Consider the following 20,470-nt stretch of genomic DNA (forward strand, 5'->3'; position numbering starts at 1 on the left):
AAGGCTAAACCCCGTATAATGCTGCCCTTTCTTTAATTTAGCGACTTTTGGGTCTATTGGTTATGCAATCACTTCAATCGTTACAACCTCGTATTTCTGTCGCACCTATGATGGACTGGACTACAAAGGACTACCGATTCTTTGCGCGGTTGTTTAACCCAAACGTTGTGCTGTATACCGAAATGGTAACGACAGGCGCGATTTTATTTGGCGATGCAAAACGCCATTTAGACTACAACGGCCAAGAACACCCAATCGTACTGCAACTCGGTGGTTCAAATCCTCAAGAGCTTGCCACTTGTACAAAAATGGCTGAAGACTGGGGCTATGAAGAAGTCAACCTCAATGTAGGCTGTCCAAGTGACCGTGTACAGAACAATAAAATCGGCGCGTGCTTAATGGCAGAACCAGACTTGGTCGCTGAATGTATTCATAGCATGCAAAAAGCGGTGAATATTCCGGTAACGGTAAAGCACCGTATCGGTATTGATGACATGCAGTCTTACGAAGAAATGCTGCACTTTGTAGACACCGTTGCGGCAACAGGCTGTACTCATTTTGTTGTGCATGCACGTATTGCGATATTGAAAGGTTTGTCTCCGAAAGAAAACCGTGAAGTGCCACCACTACGTTATGAAGATGTTTACCGTTTAAAGCAAGAACGTCCACACCTGACCATTGAAATTAACGGTGGAATTAAAACTTTTGCCGAAACTCAAGCTCATTTACAGCACGTTGATGGTGTGATGATTGGCCGTGAAGCCTATCACAACCCTTACCTACTTGCTGAGCTTGGCCAACTTTGGAACCTAGAAGCACCAGACCGTTTCGATATTATGGAACAAATGCTGCCTTATATCGAACAACGCATGGCTGAAGGTGCGCCACTCTCTATCATTACCCGTCATATTTTAGGTTTATTCCAAAATTTACCGGGTGCCCGTAAATGGCGTCAGGCATTGAGCGGTGGAAATGCAAAAACTTTAGCTGATGTCGAGAATGCAATTCAAAACATGCAAGCTGCCATTATTCGTACTGAAGAATATGTAAAAGAGCATCAGGTTTAAGCCTGCTTAACCTTCTTAAATTGTAAGAAAATGTGGCATTTTAAATCAGAGACTTAGATTTTGAGTATATTCGCAAATGTCGGCTCAAAATATTCAAATTTAAGCTCTGATTAATTATTTATAATGAATAATATCAAACAATTAAATTTCACTGCTTTTAGTCGCTATTTCAACTAGGCTATTTTTTCTCAGTCAGAAATAAAAACTGGAAAAAAGATACGTTATTACATAACATAAACAAAACTTTTAAGTTTGGGCAATTAGTATCTCTGAACGCCACAGGTAGGTGGTGATTTTCTAAATACGGATATAGGTAGTACGGGTAGAGATTTCACGATGATTATTTATGACGGACAAGTAGCTGATAACTATATGTATCAGGATTCAAATCAGGCAGCGATTGTTGTATCACACAGCACACCAAGCCTTCCTTATCCCTTCACCATGAAACCCAATAATCACCGCACTGAAAGCAACACCCCTCCAGCCATAGATGTAGAAAAATTCGTAGCAAAATTAGAAAGTGTTACCTCTAGACGCAGCAAAGCTCGTTGTGCACGTAGCATTCGTCTTGCACTTGAATCTGCTGGTGCCGATGTTGAAAACCACCCAATTGCAGCATCTGATTGGGGCGATACCCTGAAAAAAATTGGCTATAAAGAAATTAACCCAGCTTTTGATGAGCCTCAAGAAGGCGACATTTACATCATTCACAGAACCCGCAATCACGTTTATGGACATATTGCTGGTTACACAGGCAGTGAATGGGTGTCAGACTTCAAACAAAGCAGTTATGACGTCTACAAAGACGACAACGTTACCTACACTTACTATAGATTAGGTTAATTAACTTTTTAAGGTAAAAACATTTGATGAATTTGCTCGGCACAGCGCTGAATCATTTCATCATGATCTTTTCTATAGACCAATAAAACTTCTGAAAGTGACAAATGATCTGCCAAGGGTAAAAGCTTTACCTGATTAGGCAAAATTTGTTTGAACTCTTCAGGAACTATACTGATTCCCAAATTTGCAGCAACCAATTGTAGCTGTGAAACCTTCCGTGACTGAATCGGGGCTTTTTGTGGGGTAAATCCTGCAGCTAAACACAGATTTGCGACCAAATAACTTAAGCCCCCTCTTTCAGCATGAGGTGAAGATACAAAATACTCATCTTTTAAGTCTTTTAAATAAACCTTTTCTTCTTTAGCAAATTTGGCATGATCAATATGCACAGCCACCATTAATGGCTCTTCATATAACTTAACAACACTCATCTCATCTAATGTGTGCCGAACGGGTGGCCGAATAAAACCAATATCAATTTCACCATTCATTAACGCTAAGATCTGTTGTTCTGATGACAAGGTATTCAGCTCAAAACTCAGCTGCTGGGTTAAGCTAACTTCTTTTAATATTTGTACCTTTTTATGCTCCATAACAATGCTGCTTGAATGAGCAATTTTAATCTGACGGTTTTTCCCATCCGACACACTTTTAGACAGGTCAATAATTTCATTTAAGTAAAGCAAGTTATCTTTTATTTTCTTATAGAAGACCTCTCCCGCTGCCGTGAGTTTTGCTCTTTTGTCAGTACGGTCAAACAACTGAAAATCAATTTCTTCTTCTAATAGTTTCATTTGTCGACTTAAGGCAGACTGAGCAATAAATAGCTTTTCTGAGGCAGCAGTAAAACTCCCTTCTTCAACAATTTTTATGAAATATTGGAATTGTTTTAATGTGAGCATTATCATCTCAAAATTAGATCATTTGGTCTATTTTCTATATTAGATTAGATGAATAACCTTGACTAGAATTTTAATCAAGACCATTCACTTGATTGAATTCTTCATGAAGTATTTAAAAGGTTTCGCAATATGCACCATCGTTATTTTAATTTTATGGTGCTTTAAATTTTATGATCAGCAATTACCCACACAGCCCAAACAAGACAACATAGAGCTATATGATTAAATAGTTTTTCCCAAAACAAAAGGCATGCACTCACATAAGCGCATGCCTTTTCAATATTTAAATTAGGCTTTCTTTAAATCGAGTTTTTTCAAAACTTCGGCTACAGCAATCATGGCAAAGCTTGAAGTCACCACCACCGCTGAACCATAGCCACCACAGCGCAACCCAGCCGATGGGCAGACATCTGCGCTTGAAAATGGATTATCGATTGAGTAAATACAGGTAATGCCAAATTTCTCTTTTGGCTTTTTACAGATGCCACGAGCACGAAGCTGACTACGTAACTTCGCTAACATTGGGTCTTGTTCTGTTTTTGATAGATCCGCCACGCGAATTTTAAGTGGATCGAGCTTACCACCTGCCCCACCTGAAACAATCAAAGGTATTTTATTAAAACGACAATGGAGCATTAAAGCCAGTTTTGCTTTAACATCATCGATGCAGTCCAAAACAATGTCTGGTACAGGGTTTAAAAGCTCTGCAACATTTTCAGGTGTTAAGAAGTCATCAATAATATTGACTTTAATGCGTGGGTTAATTTGGCGACAACGCTCCGCCATAATTTCAACTTTTTCACAGCCCAGAGTTGAGGTCATTGCAGGTAGCTGACGATTCACATTTGATGCCGCAACCACATCCATATCGACTAGTGTGATCTCGCCAATACCTGTACGTGCTAAAGCTTCTACCGCCCAACTGCCAACACCACCAATACCAATCACCATCACATGACTTTTTTCATAGTGCTGGAACGATGAATCACCATAAATTTTGGCTACACCTGCAAAACGGCGGTCATATTCATCTTGTTGAAGATCGGTCATTGCTACTCTTTGAGGGGATATAAAACACGGGGAGTATTTTACTGCTTTTCAGACGAAAGTGTATTTCAGATCAAAGAAAACTTGAGATGGTGATATTTAAATTCACGACAAGTCTTATCATTATAAATCAAATTATATTATTTAAGATTTAAGTCATTATTTACTAACGTGACAGGCGGCATGGATGCCGCCCAGTTGGGCTGCGGTATAAGGATATACCGTCAGCCCGACAAAGGATTTTTGTTACTTTTTATCCTTAAAAAGTAAGGATACGCCTATATAGTCAACATTAGCCAAAGCACCCTCATTACAAGGCTATGCAAACTTAGCCAAATTAACCAGCAATCAAATTCCGAAGTACATAATGCAAAATACCACCAGCCTTAAAGTACTCAACCTCATTTAACGTATCAATTCGGCATAACACATTAAAGTGGCTGGCTACCCCATTTGGCCCTTTCACATCAACTTCAAGAATTTCATGAGGCTGAATACCATCCGATAAACCACGAATCGAGATAACCTCATGACCGGTTAAGTTGAGCGACTGCCTAGTTTGTCCATCAACAAACTGGAGTGGCAACACGCCCATACCCACCAAGTTTGAACGGTGAATACGCTCAAAACTTTCAGCAATGACAGCTTTGACACCTAACAAATTCGTTCCTTTGGCAGCCCAGTCACGTGAAGAACCTGTTCCGTATTCTTTACCAGCGATAATAATGAGCGGTGTATGCTCTTGTTGGTAACGCATTGCCGCATCATAAATGGCAAGCTTCTCACCACTTGGAATATGGATGGTATTACCACCTTCTTCACCGCCGAGCATTTCGTTTTTAATACGAATATTGGCAAACGTGCCTCGCATCATGACTTCATGATTACCACGTCGTGAACCATAAGAGTTGAAGTCTTTTGGTTCAACACCTTGCTCTTGTAAATAGCGGCCTGCCGGACTGTCTTTTTTGATATTACCGGCCGGTGAAATATGGTCGGTTGTTACCGAGTCACCAAGCACTGCCAAAATACGCGCCTGTTCAATATTTTTAATTGGTTTTGGTGGCTCACTAATACCTTCAAAGAACGGCGGATGGCGGATATAAGTCGAGTCATCAGCCCATTCGTAAGTTTTACTTTTTGGAATCTGAATCGATTGCCAGCTTTCATCACCATCAAACACCGCAGCATATTCTTTGTGGAACATGTCGGTATTTACTTTTTGTAAGACAGCATCAATTTCTGCCTGACTTGGCCAGATATCTTTTAAGTAAACAGGTTGCCCGTCTTTACCTTGCTCAATTGGTTGAGTCGTTAAGTCAGTACGAATATTCCCAACTAAACCATAAGCAACCACAAGTGGTGGTGATGCAAGCCAGTTGGTTTTAACCAATGGGTGTACGCGCCCTTCAAAGTTACGGTTACCAGAGAGTACAGATGCCACGTTTAGATCATGACACTGAATTGCATCTTCAATTGGTTCAGGTAAAGGACCCGAGTTACCAATACACGTGGTACAACCATAACCAACCAAGTTATAGCCGAGCTCATCTAAATACGGCGTAAGCCCAGCCGCCAACAAATAGTCAGTCACGACTTTAGAACCAGGCGCAAGTGAACTTTTCACCCACGGTTTGCGCTGCAAGCCTTTTTCAATGGCTTTTTTAGCAAGTAAACCTGCTGCCAACATTACACTTGGGTTTGAAGTATTGGTACATGAAGTAATCGCTGAAATGACGACATCGCCATGATTTAACGGATATTCCTGTCCCTCAATCACACAAGATGGGCTTTCATGCTGAATATTGGCTTTGGCCGCTTCTACAGCCGTACCGCCACCACCTTCATTTTCTAAACGCTCTTTAGCTTCTTTAGCTGGTTTAAGCGTTAATTCCATGAGTGCATTAAAGGTTTTTGGTACTTCTGATAAAAGCACACGGTCTTGAGGACGTTTTGGACCTGCCAAACTTGCCTGAACCGTACTCATATCTAAACTTAAAGTGTCTGTGAAAACAGGTTCATCACCTGCATTTCGCCATAAGCCTTGTGCTTTGCTATATGCTTCAACCAGTGCAATACGGTCATTTTGACGGCCTGTTAGCTTCAAATAACCTAAAGTCACTTCATCAATTGGGAAGAAACCGCACGTTGCACCGTATTCAGGTGCCATATTGGCAATGGTCGCACGGTCAGCAAGTGGTAAATCGGCTAAACCATCGCCATAGAACTCTACAAATTTACCCACTACACCTTTTTGGCGAAGCATTTGAGTAATGGTAAGCACCAAGTCAGTTGCCGTAATCCCTTCTTGTAATTTTCCGGTCAGTTTAAAACCAATCACCTCAGGAATAAGCATAGAAATAGGCTGGCCCAACATTGCAGCTTCTGCTTCAATACCACCAACACCCCAACCCAATACACCTAAACCATTAATCATGGTGGTATGGGAGTCTGTACCGACCAAAGTGTCAGGAAAAGCAAAGGTTTGTCCGTTGTCTTCGCCTAGCCACACCGCTTGAGCCAAATACTCTAAATTAACCTGATGGCAAATACCTGTGCCCGGTGGCACAACACTAAAGTTATTAAATGCAGATTGTCCCCAACGCAAAAATTGGTATCGCTCGCCATTACGCTGCATTTCAATTTGAACGTTTTCTTCAAAAGCTTGATCATCGGCAAAATAGTCCACCATCACAGAGTGGTCAATGACTAAGTCTACAGGCGATAATGGATTAATTTTTTCAGGATTGCCGCCTGCTTGTGCCATTGCAGCACGCATTGCAGCTAAGTCAACGACCGCAGGAACACCGGTAAAATCTTGCATTAAAACCCGTGCAGGTCGATATTGAATTTCCTGATCTGAGCTACGGGTTTTTAGCCACTCTGCTAAAGCATGAATGTGTTCCGTTTTAACACTGTGTTGATCTTCAAACCGTAATAAGTTTTCCAACAGTACTTTTAATGATTTCGGCAGTTTGGCAATGTCACCTAGCTTTTTCTCGGCTTGGGTTAAGCTAAAAATCTGATAATTGCTGGAACCTACTGTTAGCGTCTGTAGAGCATTAAAACTATTGATATTGCTATACTTAGCCATTGGGTTATCCTCCCATGTCTGGCAATGTTATTTTTCACGTTTTTACATGTTGTTTTCTTACTTTAAGCTTCTTTTTTCATCACTGTGTTTTGTTTTAGTTACTATTTCTAATCTTTGATTTTTATTACGATAATTTCAAAGCAGATAGAGAGTTTTTCCAAAGTTTTTCGGCTAAATCAGACTCTGGCATATTTAAATTTTCGGCCAAACTTTTTAATACAAAAGGTAAGTTCACAGGCGTATTTCGAGTACGCTGCTCAGTAGAGGTTTGGCAGCAAAGCGGTGTCATATCTGGGCAGTCCGTTTCAATCACTAAATGCTCCGCCCCTATAGCCTGCACAACCGTATGAAGCTTTTTCGCATTTGGGTTGGTAATTTGCCCCGTCACACCAATTTTAAAACCGAGTTTAATTAACCCTTTCGCCTCTTCTACCCCACCACTAAAAGCATGAGCAATGCCACCAAGTTTAAACTTATGCGCTTTTAACAAAGCAAGCACATCGCCATGCGCTTTACGGATATGAAGCAGCACTGGTTTTTGGTATTGGGTTGCTAGTTCTAACTGGTCAGCAAAATATTGTTTTTGCTTGGCATATACATCGGGCTGCTTATGCTCTTTCAGAAAAGTATCTAAGCCAATTTCACCGACTGCCACGCAGTCTTCTTGCTGTAAAATTTTTTCAAGATGAGAAAGATGTTCTGGCCTGTGTTGTTCAATATAAAACGGATGCAACCCCGGCGCTAAATAAGAAGTGGGTACATTATCCCACTGCTTGAGCTGATGATGGGTGTGTACCAACTCATCAAAACGTGACTGTAAAAAGCCTATTAACACCAAAGCATCTACACCCACTTTTTTAGCCTCAAGTGCTAACTGTTGCCGATCTTCATCAAAATCGGCAACATCAAAATGGGTATGGGTATCAAACAAATGCATTAGCTAGCACTTTTTGCAGCTGGTGCCGAAGCAGGTTTAGCTTTAGGCTGCGGTAAATATTCTTCTTTCAACACATCTTGTAATTGATCATACGGAATGACTAAACGAGGCAACCCAACAACATAAGGCCCAATTTCATATTCACCATATTGAAGAATTAAGCCCTGATCACCTAACAAGAAGTTTTCGGTGAGTTTAAATGGCCAAGCTTGCTCATATTCACTCACACTATTGGCAAGTTTTGAGTCTGTCACCCAAGCTTTAAACGCCTCATGTGCTAACTTTTCTAAAGCCGCTTTTTTCTCTGGACGCAGCAAGTTTTCAAGTTTGACTTGCTTTTCCTCTTTTAAATCAAAATTGTAATAGTGCTGTGCAGCCGAACCATGCGCCCCACCCAAATAGCTACTACTGTTAACCACAACAGTTACGACTTTACCTTGCGACTGTATGATTTTAGGCTTCACTAAAAGATTAATCTGATGATTACTACTTAACTCTTTTAGTTCCTTATCTAAACCAATAAATGAGTTGGCATAGCGCTGAACCTGAGCATCGAAACTATCTGGTTGATCTGTAGCGGCAACTGCTGAAGCCTCTGTCTTTTTATTGGCTTTTGCTGCTTTTGCGTCTGGCTCTGCAATCTCAAGAATCTGGCCGAGTGCTTTTAAAACTTGTTGGTCAATAATCTTATCAATAAACGGATAGTTACTTTGCAAGCGCTCAACAGTAAATTCAGGACAAGTTTTACCACTACAGTCAGGTAAAACCACCTTACTTTGCACTGTTTCCCCTTTTAAAGTCAGCTCCACAGGCTTTTGCTCAACCACTGCTGGTTTTTGCTGATCTTTCGACTCTTTAGGATCACTTTTAGGCTGACATGCCACTAAAAATAGTGCAGAAGCAAGTAGCGTTAAACGTAGCGAGGCCTTAGAAGTTAACATCATATTTTGCCTTTATTCTGAGAAGATTATGCATAACTCATATGAAGTTAGCGCATCTATAAGTAGGTTGCAAATTCTGCTACCAACTTAAAACATTTGTTCATAAACCTCAGGTTGTAATATTTTTTTAGTTTGCTCTGTTGTTAAATAAATATCGAGCTGAGGGGCATCTTTCGTAATCTGATTTGCCTGATAGTGCAGACCTACACCTTCACCATCAAAGAACCAGTCGGCTTGTCCCCAATACAAAGTTTTTGGTGCGTCTTTTTTGACGTCAGCATTTTGTTTTTTCAACCAGTCCTGATAAGCCGTTTGCACGATTTGATGCACAGTGGTTTGTTGGTCTTTTTGAAGTACATCAAGCAAAGTTAAGCTTTTATGCAATTTACGATCAGCCACAAAAAAATAATAACGATCTTTTATAGTGACTTCTTCTTGTTTGCTGTCTAACCCTAACTGCAATAAAACATATTGATTGCGCTGCGAAGCAATACGCGTATGAATGTGTAATTCGTAGGCACGGTTTTTAGAATATTTCTCTTGCCATTCATCCGACTTTTTAACGTAGGCATCTACTGCTTGTTGCAGGCTTAAATCTTTTTTCAAATCAATTTGAGTCTGAATAACTTTCGCCTGACTCTTTTCAATCCAGCTATTTAACCAAGTGTCTTGGGTTTTTATGGTTTGAATGTCGACATCAATACAGTTTTTCTTTTCACAAAAAGGAACTGCATAATTTGCCTTGGTTTCGGTCAAGTTTAAATAAGGTAAAACCTCTGCTTTCTCAGTAGGATGCTCTTGAGCAGAAACTGGATTTTTTTGAGAAGAGGATGAGGAATGAGTGCTTTTCCAAACAAATGCAGAAATAGCAGAAATTAGTGCTATGACTGCAACTATAAGCGCAATAATGGCTTTTTTACTCAAGTTCATTTCATCATCCTTTCTTATTTTTCAAAACAAAACAGCTTCTATTCGAAGCTGTTTGTCACATTTACATGCTTAGTGTTCACGTGTGTTACGGAACTGAATATCAGGCCAGCGCTCTTGCATAATCTGCAAGTTCACTCGGCTTGGAGCAAGATACGTTAAGTGACCGCCTCCATCAATTGAAAGCTGGTCGTGTGCTTTTTTCTTGAACTCATTAAGAATCTTGTCGTCATCACAATGAATCCAACGCACGGTATTTACACTTACTGGCTCGTAAACACAGTCAACTTTATATTCTTCTTTCAAGCGGTAAGCAACAACGTCAAACTGAAGCACACCAACTGCACCCACAATCAAATCATTGCTAATTTGTGGCATAAACACCTGAGTTGCACCTTCTTCAGACAACTCTTTCAAACCTTTTTGCAATTGTTTTGACTTTAATGGATCTTTCAAACGTACACGGCGGAACATTTCTGGCGCGAAGTGTGGAATACCAGTGAAGTGAAGGTTTTCACCGCTAGTGAAAGTATCACCAATCTGGATTGTACCGTGGTTGTGCAAACCAATAATATCGCCCGGCCATGCTTCTTCTAAATGCTCACGCTCACCAGCCAAGAAAGTCAACGCATCACTAATGCGGACTTCTTTACCAATACGCACGTGATTCATTTTCAAGCCTTTCTCGTATTTACCTGAACAAATACGCATGAAGGCAATACGGTCACGGTGTTTAGGATCCATGTTGGCTTGAATTTTAAATACAAAACCAGAGAAACCTTCTTCTTTCGCTTCAACCACACGCTCTTGCGTTGGGTGAGCTTTAGGTTCAGGTGCCCAGTTCATAAATGCATCTAGAACGTGGTCAACACCAAAGTTACCTAATGCTGTACCAAATAGAACAGGCGTTTGTTTACCTTGTAAGAAAAGCTCGCGGTCTAATGGCTCATTTGCCATTTGTACTAGCTCAAGCGACTCTTCAAAAGAAGCCCAAGCCAACTCGCCTACTTTGTCACGAATGTCGGCGTGATCATAACCATCACGCACTTCAATATCGGTAATGGTTGAACCAAAACCTGCTTTGTATACATACAATTTATTTTCAAGAATATTGTATACACCAGCAAAGTCACGACCCATACCAAGTGGCCATGTAATTGGTACACAACGGATGTTTAAAACGTTTTCAATTTCGTCTAACAACTCAAGTGGTTCACGAATTTCGCGGTCCATTTTGTTGACGAAAGAAATAATTGGTGTGTCACGCATACGACACACTTCCATCAATTTGATGGTACGTTCTTCGACACCTTTTGCACCGTCAATCACCATAAGTGCAGAGTCAACTGCGGTAAGCGTACGATAAGTATCTTCCGAGAAGTCTTCGTGCCCCGGTGTATCGAGTAAGTTAATCGTGTGACCTTTATATGGGAACTGCATAACAGACGTGGTAATCGAGATACCACGTTCTTTTTCCATTTCCATCCAGTCAGATGTAGCTGCACGGTCAGATTTACGGCTTTTTACCATCCCTGCAACCTGAATCGCTTTACCCCATAACAACAGTTTTTCTGTCATGGTGGTTTTACCGGCATCGGGGTGGGAAATAATAGCAAATGTGCGTCGTTGAGCGACCTGTGCCGCTAACTCATCTTTAAAACTCATGAAATACACCTACTGCGGAGATTGCAGTGCCGAAGATCTAAAGTCGATCAAAATAAAAAATTGGCGTAATTGTAGCAGATTTATAAAGTGTTTCATCGACTTTGTGGACAAGTCTGGAGTTGTCCACATATTTCAAAACTAGAAGTCACTACTAAGTAGATTATGTTCACGACTTCTAGAATTTTTCACATTAAAGTCTATGAAACTTCTCTTCTGGTTCAGAGCTACTGCGTCAACATATTTAAATGAATTGAGCGGTATAGATGGATGGAAAAACAGTTATCACATACTGATAACGCTAAAACAAAAGCAACTTATTGCATCAAATCAGAGGGATTGAGAATTAAGATAAGAAATAATGTTGCTGCAAGGGCTATTTACTGATTTTACCTACAAACAAATTGGGCATAGAGATTTCATTCTAATCTTTTAACAAAAAAGACCATTCAGTTGTTTTGAAACAAGACTACGAAGAAGAAAGATATCAGTATCTAAATAAAGGGGAAATAATTTGTAAAATTGAATGCATAATTTTTTCATAAAGAATGAACAGTTTGTTAAACATGTTCATTCTTTTGTTTTACAATTTTAAACTAATGCTTTTTTGAATTAAGAAAAATCTAATTCTTTTTCAAAAGCACGTAGTTCATGTCGTGACATTGCAAGGTTTGCTTTACTACGTTCTAAAACAATATATAAGAATAATGCTGGATTATCACTTAATGGACGAAGTAAATGATATTGTTTGTCTAAAGTAATGAGAATGTCTTCGATATTGTCATTTAGATTTAACGTTTTAGCTACTTTTTGCTTAGCACGATAAACTTCTGTATTTCCTGCTGCTGCAAGTTCAATATCAAGACCATTCCCCACAGTCGATAATGCTAAACCACTTTCACTATCAACTAATGCCCCAGCAACAAAACCATCAATAGCTGATAGTTTATCAAGCTCTAAACGTGCCATAAATTACTCCAATTGTATAAAAAGGCAAAATGCCAAATAATAGATGTATTAACATCTTTTATATTCCAAGTTTTCTTCTTAACTTTCCTAGAAAACTTGAGAATACCCCCGAAGAGTTTTGATAAGTTTGAACAGTTTCTATTTTAAATTTAGCTTGGGCAGAAGGTATGCTTTCACTCATTCTCAATAACTGTGTCATTAAAATAAATTTTTTAACTTGTGTTGAAGTATATTCAGAATTTTGAACAACATATTCAACCTCTGCACCTTTTGAGAAAAAGGCTGATATTTTTAATAATTTTTTTCTATTTGAAAAACCATTAACTTGAGGCCATTCATTAAGAATATAACATTGTTTATCTTGAATATTAGATAACTCTAAAATCTCAGTAGACTGATAAAGAACCTGCCATAACCAAACTTTCAAATCAAATAAAACAAAAGATTTTAAGAGTTCATTAACTAGAGAACTTTTAGCATAGCTTTGTTTAATTTGATGATTAAAAATAATATGGTCTCGTTCAGGATCAACAAAAACACGTTCAGTACGCGCATCAATAATTGCAATATTACCTATATGATCATATAGGCGAATAAAACCATTTCTTTCTGTAAATATTTCATCAAAAGATAAGGTTGCTTCATGGTTTAAAGTAATCTGATAATTTTTTGTTTTATCAACTAACCAAGATAATAAATCATTGGATTTTAAAAATGGATAGTAGAGTATACCATTATTAATCATTCCTGATTTTTCAGGAGAATTTACTAATCTTAGATATTTAATATGTTTATGTGTAGAAATAATATTCTGAATAATCTGAGAATGGAAGAAAGCATCATTGATGAAAATAAAATCTAACTCAGGATGAGCCAAAGTTGTCCATTCCAAAAGGGTTCCCTGAGGAAAAGCATTTTGGATCGCTGATTTTAGTTGATCTGAGGTATCAGAATTTAAACCAAAAATCGTGAGGTAGAGAGTATTTTTCATATAAAAATGATGATTTCACATAAATAAAATTTTAATACTGATGTAAATGTGCAATTACTTTTTTAAGTTCATGCAGGATTTCACCAAGGAGAACATTTTTATCTGTAATCACAACAAGTACTGAAGGAAACTTGTCATGAGGGACAATACTCAGAAAAGCTTTTCCTGTTTCTGTATCTAAAGTAATTGTTTGACAATTTACTAAATGAATTTCAGAAATAAATGCTGAAATAAGTGCCATGATAGAACTACTCACCGCCGCAATTTTTCCAGTATTACTCCAATTTTTTTTACTTGCAGTGGTAATCTCAAATCCATCAGTAGTACAGAGCATACAAAGGTTTATATGCTTTGTTTGATGCAGTAGTGCAGAAACAACATTCTTTGAAAATTGTTTAAATTCGTCTGTTTGATTGTCTATAACAGTCATTGATTCCATAATTAACCTCTAGAAGATAATTTAATTAACTTCAATATTGGTAATCAATGTTTCAGTTAATAGCAAAATATCATTTTTTATACGAGCATCAACAGCATATAATGGATAATGATGTTCGTATATTTTCATATAATCACGATAGATTTTTAATTGTAGATTCGAATCCTGATCAAGATGCGTAATACCAATAACCATATGAACATCATATTTTTTAAAAGCATCAATATAATATTTTAAATGGTTTAGACGATCAGGATTTGAATGGTCAATTAAGATAATAACACCTAGTGCCCCCTGACAAATAATTTCCCACATGAAATTAAAACGCTCTTGTCCAGGAGTCCCATATAAACCAACAATTGTATTATCTTCTAATATCACCTCTCCATAATCAATTCCCACAGTAGTGAGTAATTTATTATGTGTTTGATGATCCGTATTTAAAGCTTCAGTGGATAAAACTGGAATATCGGATAAGCTTTTAATTGCCGACGTTTTTCCAGCCCCTATTGTTCCACCGAAAACTATTTTATAGCGTTGTAAAATCATATTATACAACCCAAAATAAATCTCCATATTATTTAGAAGATTTAAAACCAACCAGTAAATATTTAATTAAGGTTAAAGGTTTTATTATTATAGTGTCAATAGATGCATATTTTTGAATATGAGTTTAAACAGGAGTAAATAATAAGTTTTATAAATATTTTTATTGGCTTTTTTAAATTGGTGACATTTTTTACTTACCAAATGGTAAAACTTTCCTTAGTAGTCTTAGGGAAAAAGAATGTTTTCCTATAAAATGTGACAATTAATGTCACTATTTTCTATCTAAAAAACTAATAAGATGAGGAAGTAAAAAAATATTATCTAATCGTTGTTTTTTCCATCAAAATGTGTGATTGGTTCACATATTGGCTATAATAAGGTAGTAGTTCACACCATTAGCTGAACTAAAAGATATGGATCAAATACATCATAAGAATATTTCCCTGCAATAAATAATGCTCCTAAGACTGTTATTGGCATTCTTAATGCTCTAGCATTTCACTTGTTGAAACCCTAAAGAACTCATGGCTTTCACCATTAAAAAAGCCTGTTCAATATAAACAGGCTTTTTATGAATAAACTTAGACGCTTATGCCAGTTTCTTTTCTTCAATAAATTGAATATCGGCAATTTGTGCGTCCCAAAACTCAGTCCACAATGCACAATACTCAAGACATACTTTGGTCAAGCTTTCATAATCATCTTTGGTAATGGCTTGTGCTAATGCAAACCACAAGTCATCTTGATGGTCATCATCGGCAGCTTCTGCCGTTTCATCTGTTGAAACGCCATGTACGTGGTAATAACCACCACCCTCAACATCAATATTTATAAACTTGGTTGCTTGTCGTAATGGTGGACTAAACAGAATGACTTCTTCTTCTGCCACAGCCAATAAAGCCACGACATTGATATAGCTATCATAAGAATCTTCTAAGAATGTTCTCACCTGATCTGCAATTTTTGAAGGTTTATAATTACGACGGTCAGCCTCAGTCAAACCATAGTCATTTAATAAGTCTTCATATAATGGATAATGTGCATATTCAGGGTTCCCTAAATAATAATTATCTTTACCTAAACCCGGTCTAAAACCGAATTCATCCAATATATTTAAGCTTAATAACACCCGTGGAAACATTTTAGCGCCCGAGTGAAGCTTTGGTTCCAATTGCTTTGTGAGAAACTGTGCTTTTAACAAAGCATCAGTAAAAATTTGTACGATGGCATGACGGTATTCTAAATGAATACGTGTCAAGGTTTGTTTATCAAGATAACCGTTATTTAATATTTCAATGGCTGGATGATGACTTACTGGCAAATGTGCAATTCTATTCCTTAAATTTTTGAGAAACTGTAAGTTTTCTTCCCACTGTTGGGCAGAAATACTGTTTTTCATACCTTGTAATGCTTTTTGTCTTGGATTATCAAAGTCTTCAAATTTTTTTGACATAATCATTCTCTATAAAAAGTTTTTCTTATAGTTAAGCTAAGGGCCATCCCTCTATTTCCATTTCGCACTCAGTCGCTAAAAGGATAAATTCCGTATACCCATACTTAACGAATCGATATTATGTTCATTATCTCAACAAATCAATGGATTAATTAATATTATTTAAAAAAGTAAACTATTGCCAATAAAATACATATATTGTTATTTTTTAAAATATACCAAACTATTGAATAAATATGGTTTTTTAAATATCATAAAATAAGTTTTATTTAAGCTTTCATACTTTACAATAGCAAAGTTAATCAAAAAATATCTATGACGGGGCAACCAATGTCAAAAAGAGAAACGATTATAACAACAGCAATGACCCTTTTTAATCAGAAAAGTTATACCTCTATTGGGGTAGACAAAATTATTGCTGAGTCCAATGTTGCAAAAATGACTTTCTATAAGTACTTCTCTTCTAAGGAAGTTTTAATTGAAGAATGCCTTCAGCGAAGAATTTTAGAGGTTCAGGCTTCCCTATTAGAAAAGGTTAATAGTACTCATGACCCGTTAAACAAACTTAAGAATGTTTTTAACTGGTATATGGACTGGATTAACACTGAAGATTTTAATGGTTGCTTATTTAAGAAAGCGACTATAGAAGTTTTACAGATGTATCCATCTATAAAAACTCAAGTAAATGAATATAGACACTGGATTTTCAATTTAGTGATGTCTATATTTTTAGATTTAGAAATTGAAGACCCTAAAGTCTTAAGTAGTCTTTTTCTTAACATTATAGATGGGCTTATTATTGATGGCACTATTAATAAACCTGAAATTAACGCTGAAGAAACATGGTCTTATATAAATAAGCTGATTGAGCTTGAAACAAGACAAAGTTATGCAGCCGCTTAAATAACTTTAAGTTATTTTTTGTAAACTGCATTAACAAATCTTTTTTAACGATTGATAGGTTTTTATTAAAAACTCTCTTATTCAATTAGGCTTATTGCTTCTTGTTAATCTTATAAATTAAGCCGATATGTTTAAACACATAACGGCTTTTTTTAAATAAACTCAATCTTTAAAAAATATTGATTAATAAAACTATAAGATTAAAAAAAGTATTTATTTAAATTAATTAATCACTCATAAATATGCTCTTTAAAATATATACTAGTAACATATCTCGCGTATCTCCCCTGTTTGCATCGAGTAATTGCATAATCGCCCCATCCATGACAAATAAAAACATATAAGCATCTTGTTGGGTGGCTTCTTTCTTTAAGGTTAAAAGCAAATTACAGATTTCGTTAATGAGCCAATGTCTATACTGCACCACCACTTGATAAGCTGTCGGGTAGATTTTTTCAATTTCAAAAATAGCTCTAAATAATAAGTAATAGTTGCCATTTAAATTGGCATGTAAAAAGAAAATCTTCTTGAGCTTTTCACGTAAGGCTAAATCTTTTTGTATGTAAATGATTGAGTGTACTTGCTCTTTTAAGGCATCTTTTTGAAAGTTTAGGCACATTTCAACCAGCCGCTGTTTAGAGTGGAAATAGTTATAAAATGAGGCTTTCGGGACCTCTGCCTCTCTCACAAGGCGGTCGACGCCGACGTTGTGAAAACCATGTTGACTAAAAAGATAGCGACACTTATGCAGCGCACTTAACGCGCGAAATGAGAGATCTGAATATGGCATATATGTACCGTTATAAAATAATTTCTTGTTGTGTCTAAATGAGAGAAAACGGCTGCAACTTTTGCTTTAGGCAAAAAAAGCATGCAAAGGCCCCAAAGATAGCCCTAACGCATCTCAAGTTTTATTGTTTATATGATTTTTTAGTCGTGACGAACTAAAGTCTGAAAACTCAAAAGTAATCAAACCCTGTTAAAGACTAATCTGGTGGTATAAAAATAGTATGCATAGCCAACTCCTTATATTTGGAGTTCTGCCAAAGCATTAATTTAGAATTATGGTGGCAGAACGAAAGAGGGTTAGCAGACTGGTGAAAGATATAACCAGCACACCCGAAGGTGTCCCTCTCCCGTCCTACCGCTACGGGAGGAGACGAGGAGCCTACGCACAAAACTATCCCTCAGACGGGATAACTCTGATACGATCTTTCATCATGGTCTGCTAAAACCAACTGGCAATGTGGCCAGCATGCAAAGCTTAATCTGAGAGTTTAGAAGTGTCAATGTGGAATTTATGCCAAGATTTTAAATTTCTTATTGTTTTTCATTAGATTAACTAAATTATTATTTTAGATATTATATAAACTGGTATTTTTTAATTTAACCCAAGGTTTAGATTAAACAAAATGAGCGCCTTGTGACTGGATCAATTGCCCTACATTTACAGGCATACCCAACAAATAGCCTTGGAACTGCTGACAACCCAAACGCGTTAAAATTTCGACTTGCTGCTGAGTCTCCACCCCTTCGGCTGTTACGGTTAAACCTAGCTTTTTCGCCAAGTGAATAATACTTTCTAAAATGACTTCTTCTTTTGAACCCGGCTTTAAATCTACAATAAAACCACGGTCAATTTTAAGTTCATCGACTGGTAAATCTTTTAAATATAAGAAGCTTGAGTGGCCTGTTCCAAAGTCATCAATTGCCACACGAATACCCATATCTCGCAATCGTTCACAAGCACGAATGCTTAAGTCGATATGCCGCATAGCTGTCGATTCGGTAATTTCAACAATAAGGTGATGCGGCTGAATTTGGTATTTTTTTAACAAGCCTTCGAGGGTACTAAAGAGCTTTTTATTTTCAAACTGTAAGGCCGATAAATTGACTGCAATTGGATAAAACTGAGTGTTGCTGCGTTCCCATTCCTGAATTTGCTGACAGGCTTGTTCAAGCGCCCAATATCCCATTGGAATAATTAAACCCGTCTTTTCTGCACCGCCAATAAACATATGAGGTGTGAGCATACCCAAAGTTGGGTGGTTCCAGCGAATGAGTGCCTCTACCCCACAAATCTCAAGGTTGGTATTAAACTTCGGTTGGTAATAGAGAACAAATTGTTTTTCATCGACTGCTTTATATAAATCATTGATCAGTTTTGACTGACTTCTTGTTTCTTGTTGATGGGTAGAATAACTAAAGACGGTATAAGTATTGCGGCCCTGCTCTTTTGACATCAGCATGGCAGCGTCGGCATTCATTAGCAGGTCTTGAACATTTTGCCCATGTTCCGGAAACAGTGCGATACCAAGGCTTGCCGAAATATTAATTTCTTTACCAGAAATTTGGTAACTTTCTTGAATAAGCTGCAATACTTTTTCTGCTAAATGCACCGCCCCATCGATATCAGTATTTTCAGCTATTAATAAAAACTCATCCCCACCAATTCTAAGTAACTTACATTTTTCATTGAGTTGCCAATGTAAGCGATTGGCCATTTGAATAAGAAGCTGGTCACCAATGTGGTGTCCAAACGCATCATTTACCGATTTAAACCGATCTAAATCGATATAGAGAAAAGCAATTTTTTGGTCTTTGTAACGATGGTCTGAAAGAAGAACTTCTGCGTAATCAACCAAATAAAGTCTGTTTGGTAGCTTAGTTAAGTTATCTTGAATAGAGAGATTGGCGAGTTCTTTATTGACTTTACGTAGTTCTAAATTTCGTTGATTTAGTCGCTGCTCCAGCACTGCAACAATAAAACTCGCGACCAGCACCAAACAAGTGACCAAAATAATGGTAAACAGCAGCAAGTCATGTTCAGCCTGATATTGGCTCACAAATTTATCAGTAATATTGGTCGCAATGAGTGCCGTATAGTGCATACCCATAATGCTTAAGGTCATCATGACTGCAAAAGCGAGTTTTAAACTCACCCGATTACGTTCGCTCTCTTTTAATTTATAGGCTAGCAAGAAAGCTAAACCCGACCCACTCATGGCAATTAAGACAGAAAATAAAATGAGAAATGACGTGTAATCTTTCTTATAAATATCAATATTCCAGCCCAACATACTCACATAATACGAAGCGGAAATACCAATTCCCATAATGACTGAACTTAAAACCAACCTAAATAATGGTAGTGTAAAGCGAGTAGTGAGCCAAATTGAGATACATGAAAGTAAAGCACTAATTCCAAAAGAAAGTACTACTAAAGAAATATTAGAATAGGCTGTTTCAAATAAATGGTAAGCCTGCATGCCTACGATATGGACAATACTAATGGCTGCTGCGAGCAATAAACCATTCAGTAATAAAATAAGCGGTTCAACTTTTTTATAAGCTTGCTTAAATATTAACTGCTCCATGGAAATCACAATATAGCAGATAACGCCAGCCGCAATAAAAGAGCCGACGATCAATGTGCTATCGTAATCAACATGACCCATACTGGACTTCCATGATTATTCAATACTTTTTTTTATTTTGTTCAATTCATTGCACAAAATACAATTAAACACGTTAAAGAAAATTAGTAAATTCGACTTTTTTAGTCAGTTATAAACAATAACATTATCTAACATTTGGTCAAGCATTTTTTACTTTAGAAATCAATAAAGTAACCAAAAATTAAGCATCCAATTATATGAAAAATATAGAATTTCTTAAGTCTAGGTCAATTGACCTTAATGATGTTTTTTTAAGCTCAATTTAGAACAATTAAAATAAAAAAC

General features: G+C 37.2%; 18 protein-coding genes. 4 read left to right on the plus strand and 14 right to left on the minus strand.

Going from position 1 to position 20,470, the window contains the following annotated elements; translation table 11 throughout:
* Positions 1 to 62: 62 nt before the first annotated feature.
* Both dusA and ACG59Z_RS04455 read left to right on the plus strand, forming a co-directional pair.
* A complete protein-coding gene (gene dusA / locus ACG59Z_RS04450; protein WP_400198057.1) occupies positions 63 to 1,067 on the plus strand; it encodes a tRNA dihydrouridine(20/20a) synthase DusA in 1,005 nt (334 codons plus the stop codon).
* A 336-nt stretch (positions 1,068 to 1,403) separates the two neighbouring features.
* A complete protein-coding gene (locus ACG59Z_RS04455; protein WP_002050979.1) occupies positions 1,404 to 1,913 on the plus strand; it encodes a hypothetical protein in 510 nt (169 codons plus the stop codon).
* Positions 1,914 to 1,921: 8 nt separating this feature from the next.
* Here the strand turns inward: ACG59Z_RS04455 and ACG59Z_RS04460 are convergent, their stop codons facing one another.
* Positions 1,922 to 2,815 (minus strand): LysR family transcriptional regulator, encoded by an 894-nt coding sequence (locus ACG59Z_RS04460; RefSeq protein ID WP_396519673.1) that lies wholly within the window; start codon positions 2,813 to 2,815, stop codon positions 1,922 to 1,924.
* Between the two features lie 103 nt (positions 2,816 to 2,918).
* Here ACG59Z_RS04460 and ACG59Z_RS04465 point away from each other — a divergent pair, with 103 nt between their 5' ends.
* Entirely contained in the window at positions 2,919 to 3,041 is a 123-nt protein-coding gene (locus tag ACG59Z_RS04465; RefSeq protein WP_001984446.1) for a hypothetical protein, read from the plus strand.
* Positions 3,042 to 3,103: 62 nt separating this feature from the next.
* Here the strand turns inward: ACG59Z_RS04465 and ACG59Z_RS04470 are convergent, their stop codons facing one another.
* From ACG59Z_RS04470 to ACG59Z_RS04520, 11 genes are all read right to left on the minus strand, one after another.
* Positions 3,104 to 3,865 carry a ThiF family adenylyltransferase gene (locus tag ACG59Z_RS04470; RefSeq protein WP_000130925.1) on the minus strand — a complete coding sequence of 254 codons (762 nt, stop codon included), beginning with the start codon at positions 3,863 to 3,865 and terminating at the stop codon, positions 3,104 to 3,106.
* Between the two features lie 334 nt (positions 3,866 to 4,199).
* On the minus strand, positions 4,200 to 6,956 hold the full coding sequence (gene acnA / locus ACG59Z_RS04475) for an aconitate hydratase AcnA (protein ID WP_400198061.1): 2,757 nt from the start codon (positions 6,954 to 6,956) through the stop codon (positions 4,200 to 4,202).
* Between the two features lie 124 nt (positions 6,957 to 7,080).
* Positions 7,081 to 7,893: a TatD family hydrolase gene (locus tag ACG59Z_RS04480; protein WP_400198063.1), complete on the minus strand. Its 813-nt coding sequence runs from the start codon at positions 7,891 to 7,893 to the stop codon at positions 7,081 to 7,083.
* Positions 7,893 to 8,834 carry an RsiV family protein gene (locus ACG59Z_RS04485; RefSeq protein ID WP_400198318.1) on the minus strand — a complete coding sequence of 314 codons (942 nt, stop codon included), beginning with the start codon at positions 8,832 to 8,834 and terminating at the stop codon, positions 7,893 to 7,895. Before ACG59Z_RS04485 ends, ACG59Z_RS04480 begins: the two co-directional genes overlap by 1 nt.
* A gap of 87 nt (positions 8,835 to 8,921) precedes the next feature.
* A complete protein-coding gene (locus tag ACG59Z_RS04490) occupies positions 8,922 to 9,764 on the minus strand; it encodes a hypothetical protein (RefSeq protein WP_400198065.1) in 843 nt (280 codons plus the stop codon).
* A 69-nt stretch (positions 9,765 to 9,833) separates the two neighbouring features.
* Positions 9,834 to 11,426: a peptide chain release factor 3 gene (locus tag ACG59Z_RS04495; RefSeq protein WP_263612928.1), complete on the minus strand. Its 1,593-nt coding sequence runs from the start codon at positions 11,424 to 11,426 to the stop codon at positions 9,834 to 9,836.
* Between the two features lie 609 nt (positions 11,427 to 12,035).
* Positions 12,036 to 12,392, minus strand: coding sequence for a roadblock/LC7 domain-containing protein (locus ACG59Z_RS04500; protein WP_396464159.1), 357 nt, complete (start codon positions 12,390 to 12,392; stop codon positions 12,036 to 12,038).
* Between the two features lie 58 nt (positions 12,393 to 12,450).
* A complete protein-coding gene (locus tag ACG59Z_RS04505) occupies positions 12,451 to 13,383 on the minus strand; it encodes a hypothetical protein (RefSeq protein WP_400198067.1) in 933 nt (310 codons plus the stop codon).
* 31 nt (positions 13,384 to 13,414) lie between these two features.
* The gene (locus tag ACG59Z_RS04510) at positions 13,415 to 13,813 is read right to left on the minus strand and encodes a roadblock/LC7 domain-containing protein (protein ID WP_396464321.1); all 399 of its coding nucleotides are present in this window, start codon (positions 13,811 to 13,813) and stop codon (positions 13,415 to 13,417) included.
* Positions 13,814 to 13,843: 30 nt separating this feature from the next.
* A complete protein-coding gene (locus ACG59Z_RS04515; RefSeq protein WP_396519683.1) occupies positions 13,844 to 14,371 on the minus strand; it encodes a GTP-binding protein in 528 nt (175 codons plus the stop codon).
* A gap of 589 nt (positions 14,372 to 14,960) precedes the next feature.
* The gene (locus ACG59Z_RS04520; protein WP_400198069.1) at positions 14,961 to 15,824 is read right to left on the minus strand and encodes a hypothetical protein; all 864 of its coding nucleotides are present in this window, start codon (positions 15,822 to 15,824) and stop codon (positions 14,961 to 14,963) included.
* 330 nt (positions 15,825 to 16,154) lie between these two features.
* Between ACG59Z_RS04520 and ACG59Z_RS04525 the strand changes: the two genes are divergently transcribed.
* The gene (locus ACG59Z_RS04525) at positions 16,155 to 16,727 is read left to right on the plus strand and encodes a TetR/AcrR family transcriptional regulator (RefSeq protein ID WP_400198071.1); all 573 of its coding nucleotides are present in this window, start codon (positions 16,155 to 16,157) and stop codon (positions 16,725 to 16,727) included.
* A 226-nt stretch (positions 16,728 to 16,953) separates the two neighbouring features.
* Here the strand turns inward: ACG59Z_RS04525 and ACG59Z_RS04530 are convergent, their stop codons facing one another.
* Positions 16,954 to 17,517, minus strand: a complete 564-nt coding sequence (locus ACG59Z_RS04530; protein ID WP_311087111.1) for a TetR/AcrR family transcriptional regulator — start codon at positions 17,515 to 17,517, stop codon at positions 16,954 to 16,956.
* A gap of 613 nt (positions 17,518 to 18,130) precedes the next feature.
* Positions 18,131 to 20,185, minus strand: a complete 2,055-nt coding sequence (locus ACG59Z_RS04535) for an EAL domain-containing protein (RefSeq protein ID WP_343568633.1) — start codon at positions 20,183 to 20,185, stop codon at positions 18,131 to 18,133.
* Positions 20,186 to 20,470 lie beyond the last annotated feature (285 nt).

This window comes from Acinetobacter sp. ABJ_C1_1, from assembly GCF_044684115.1.
In the GTDB taxonomy this organism is placed as follows: domain Bacteria; phylum Pseudomonadota; class Gammaproteobacteria; order Pseudomonadales; family Moraxellaceae; genus Acinetobacter; species Acinetobacter nosocomialis_A.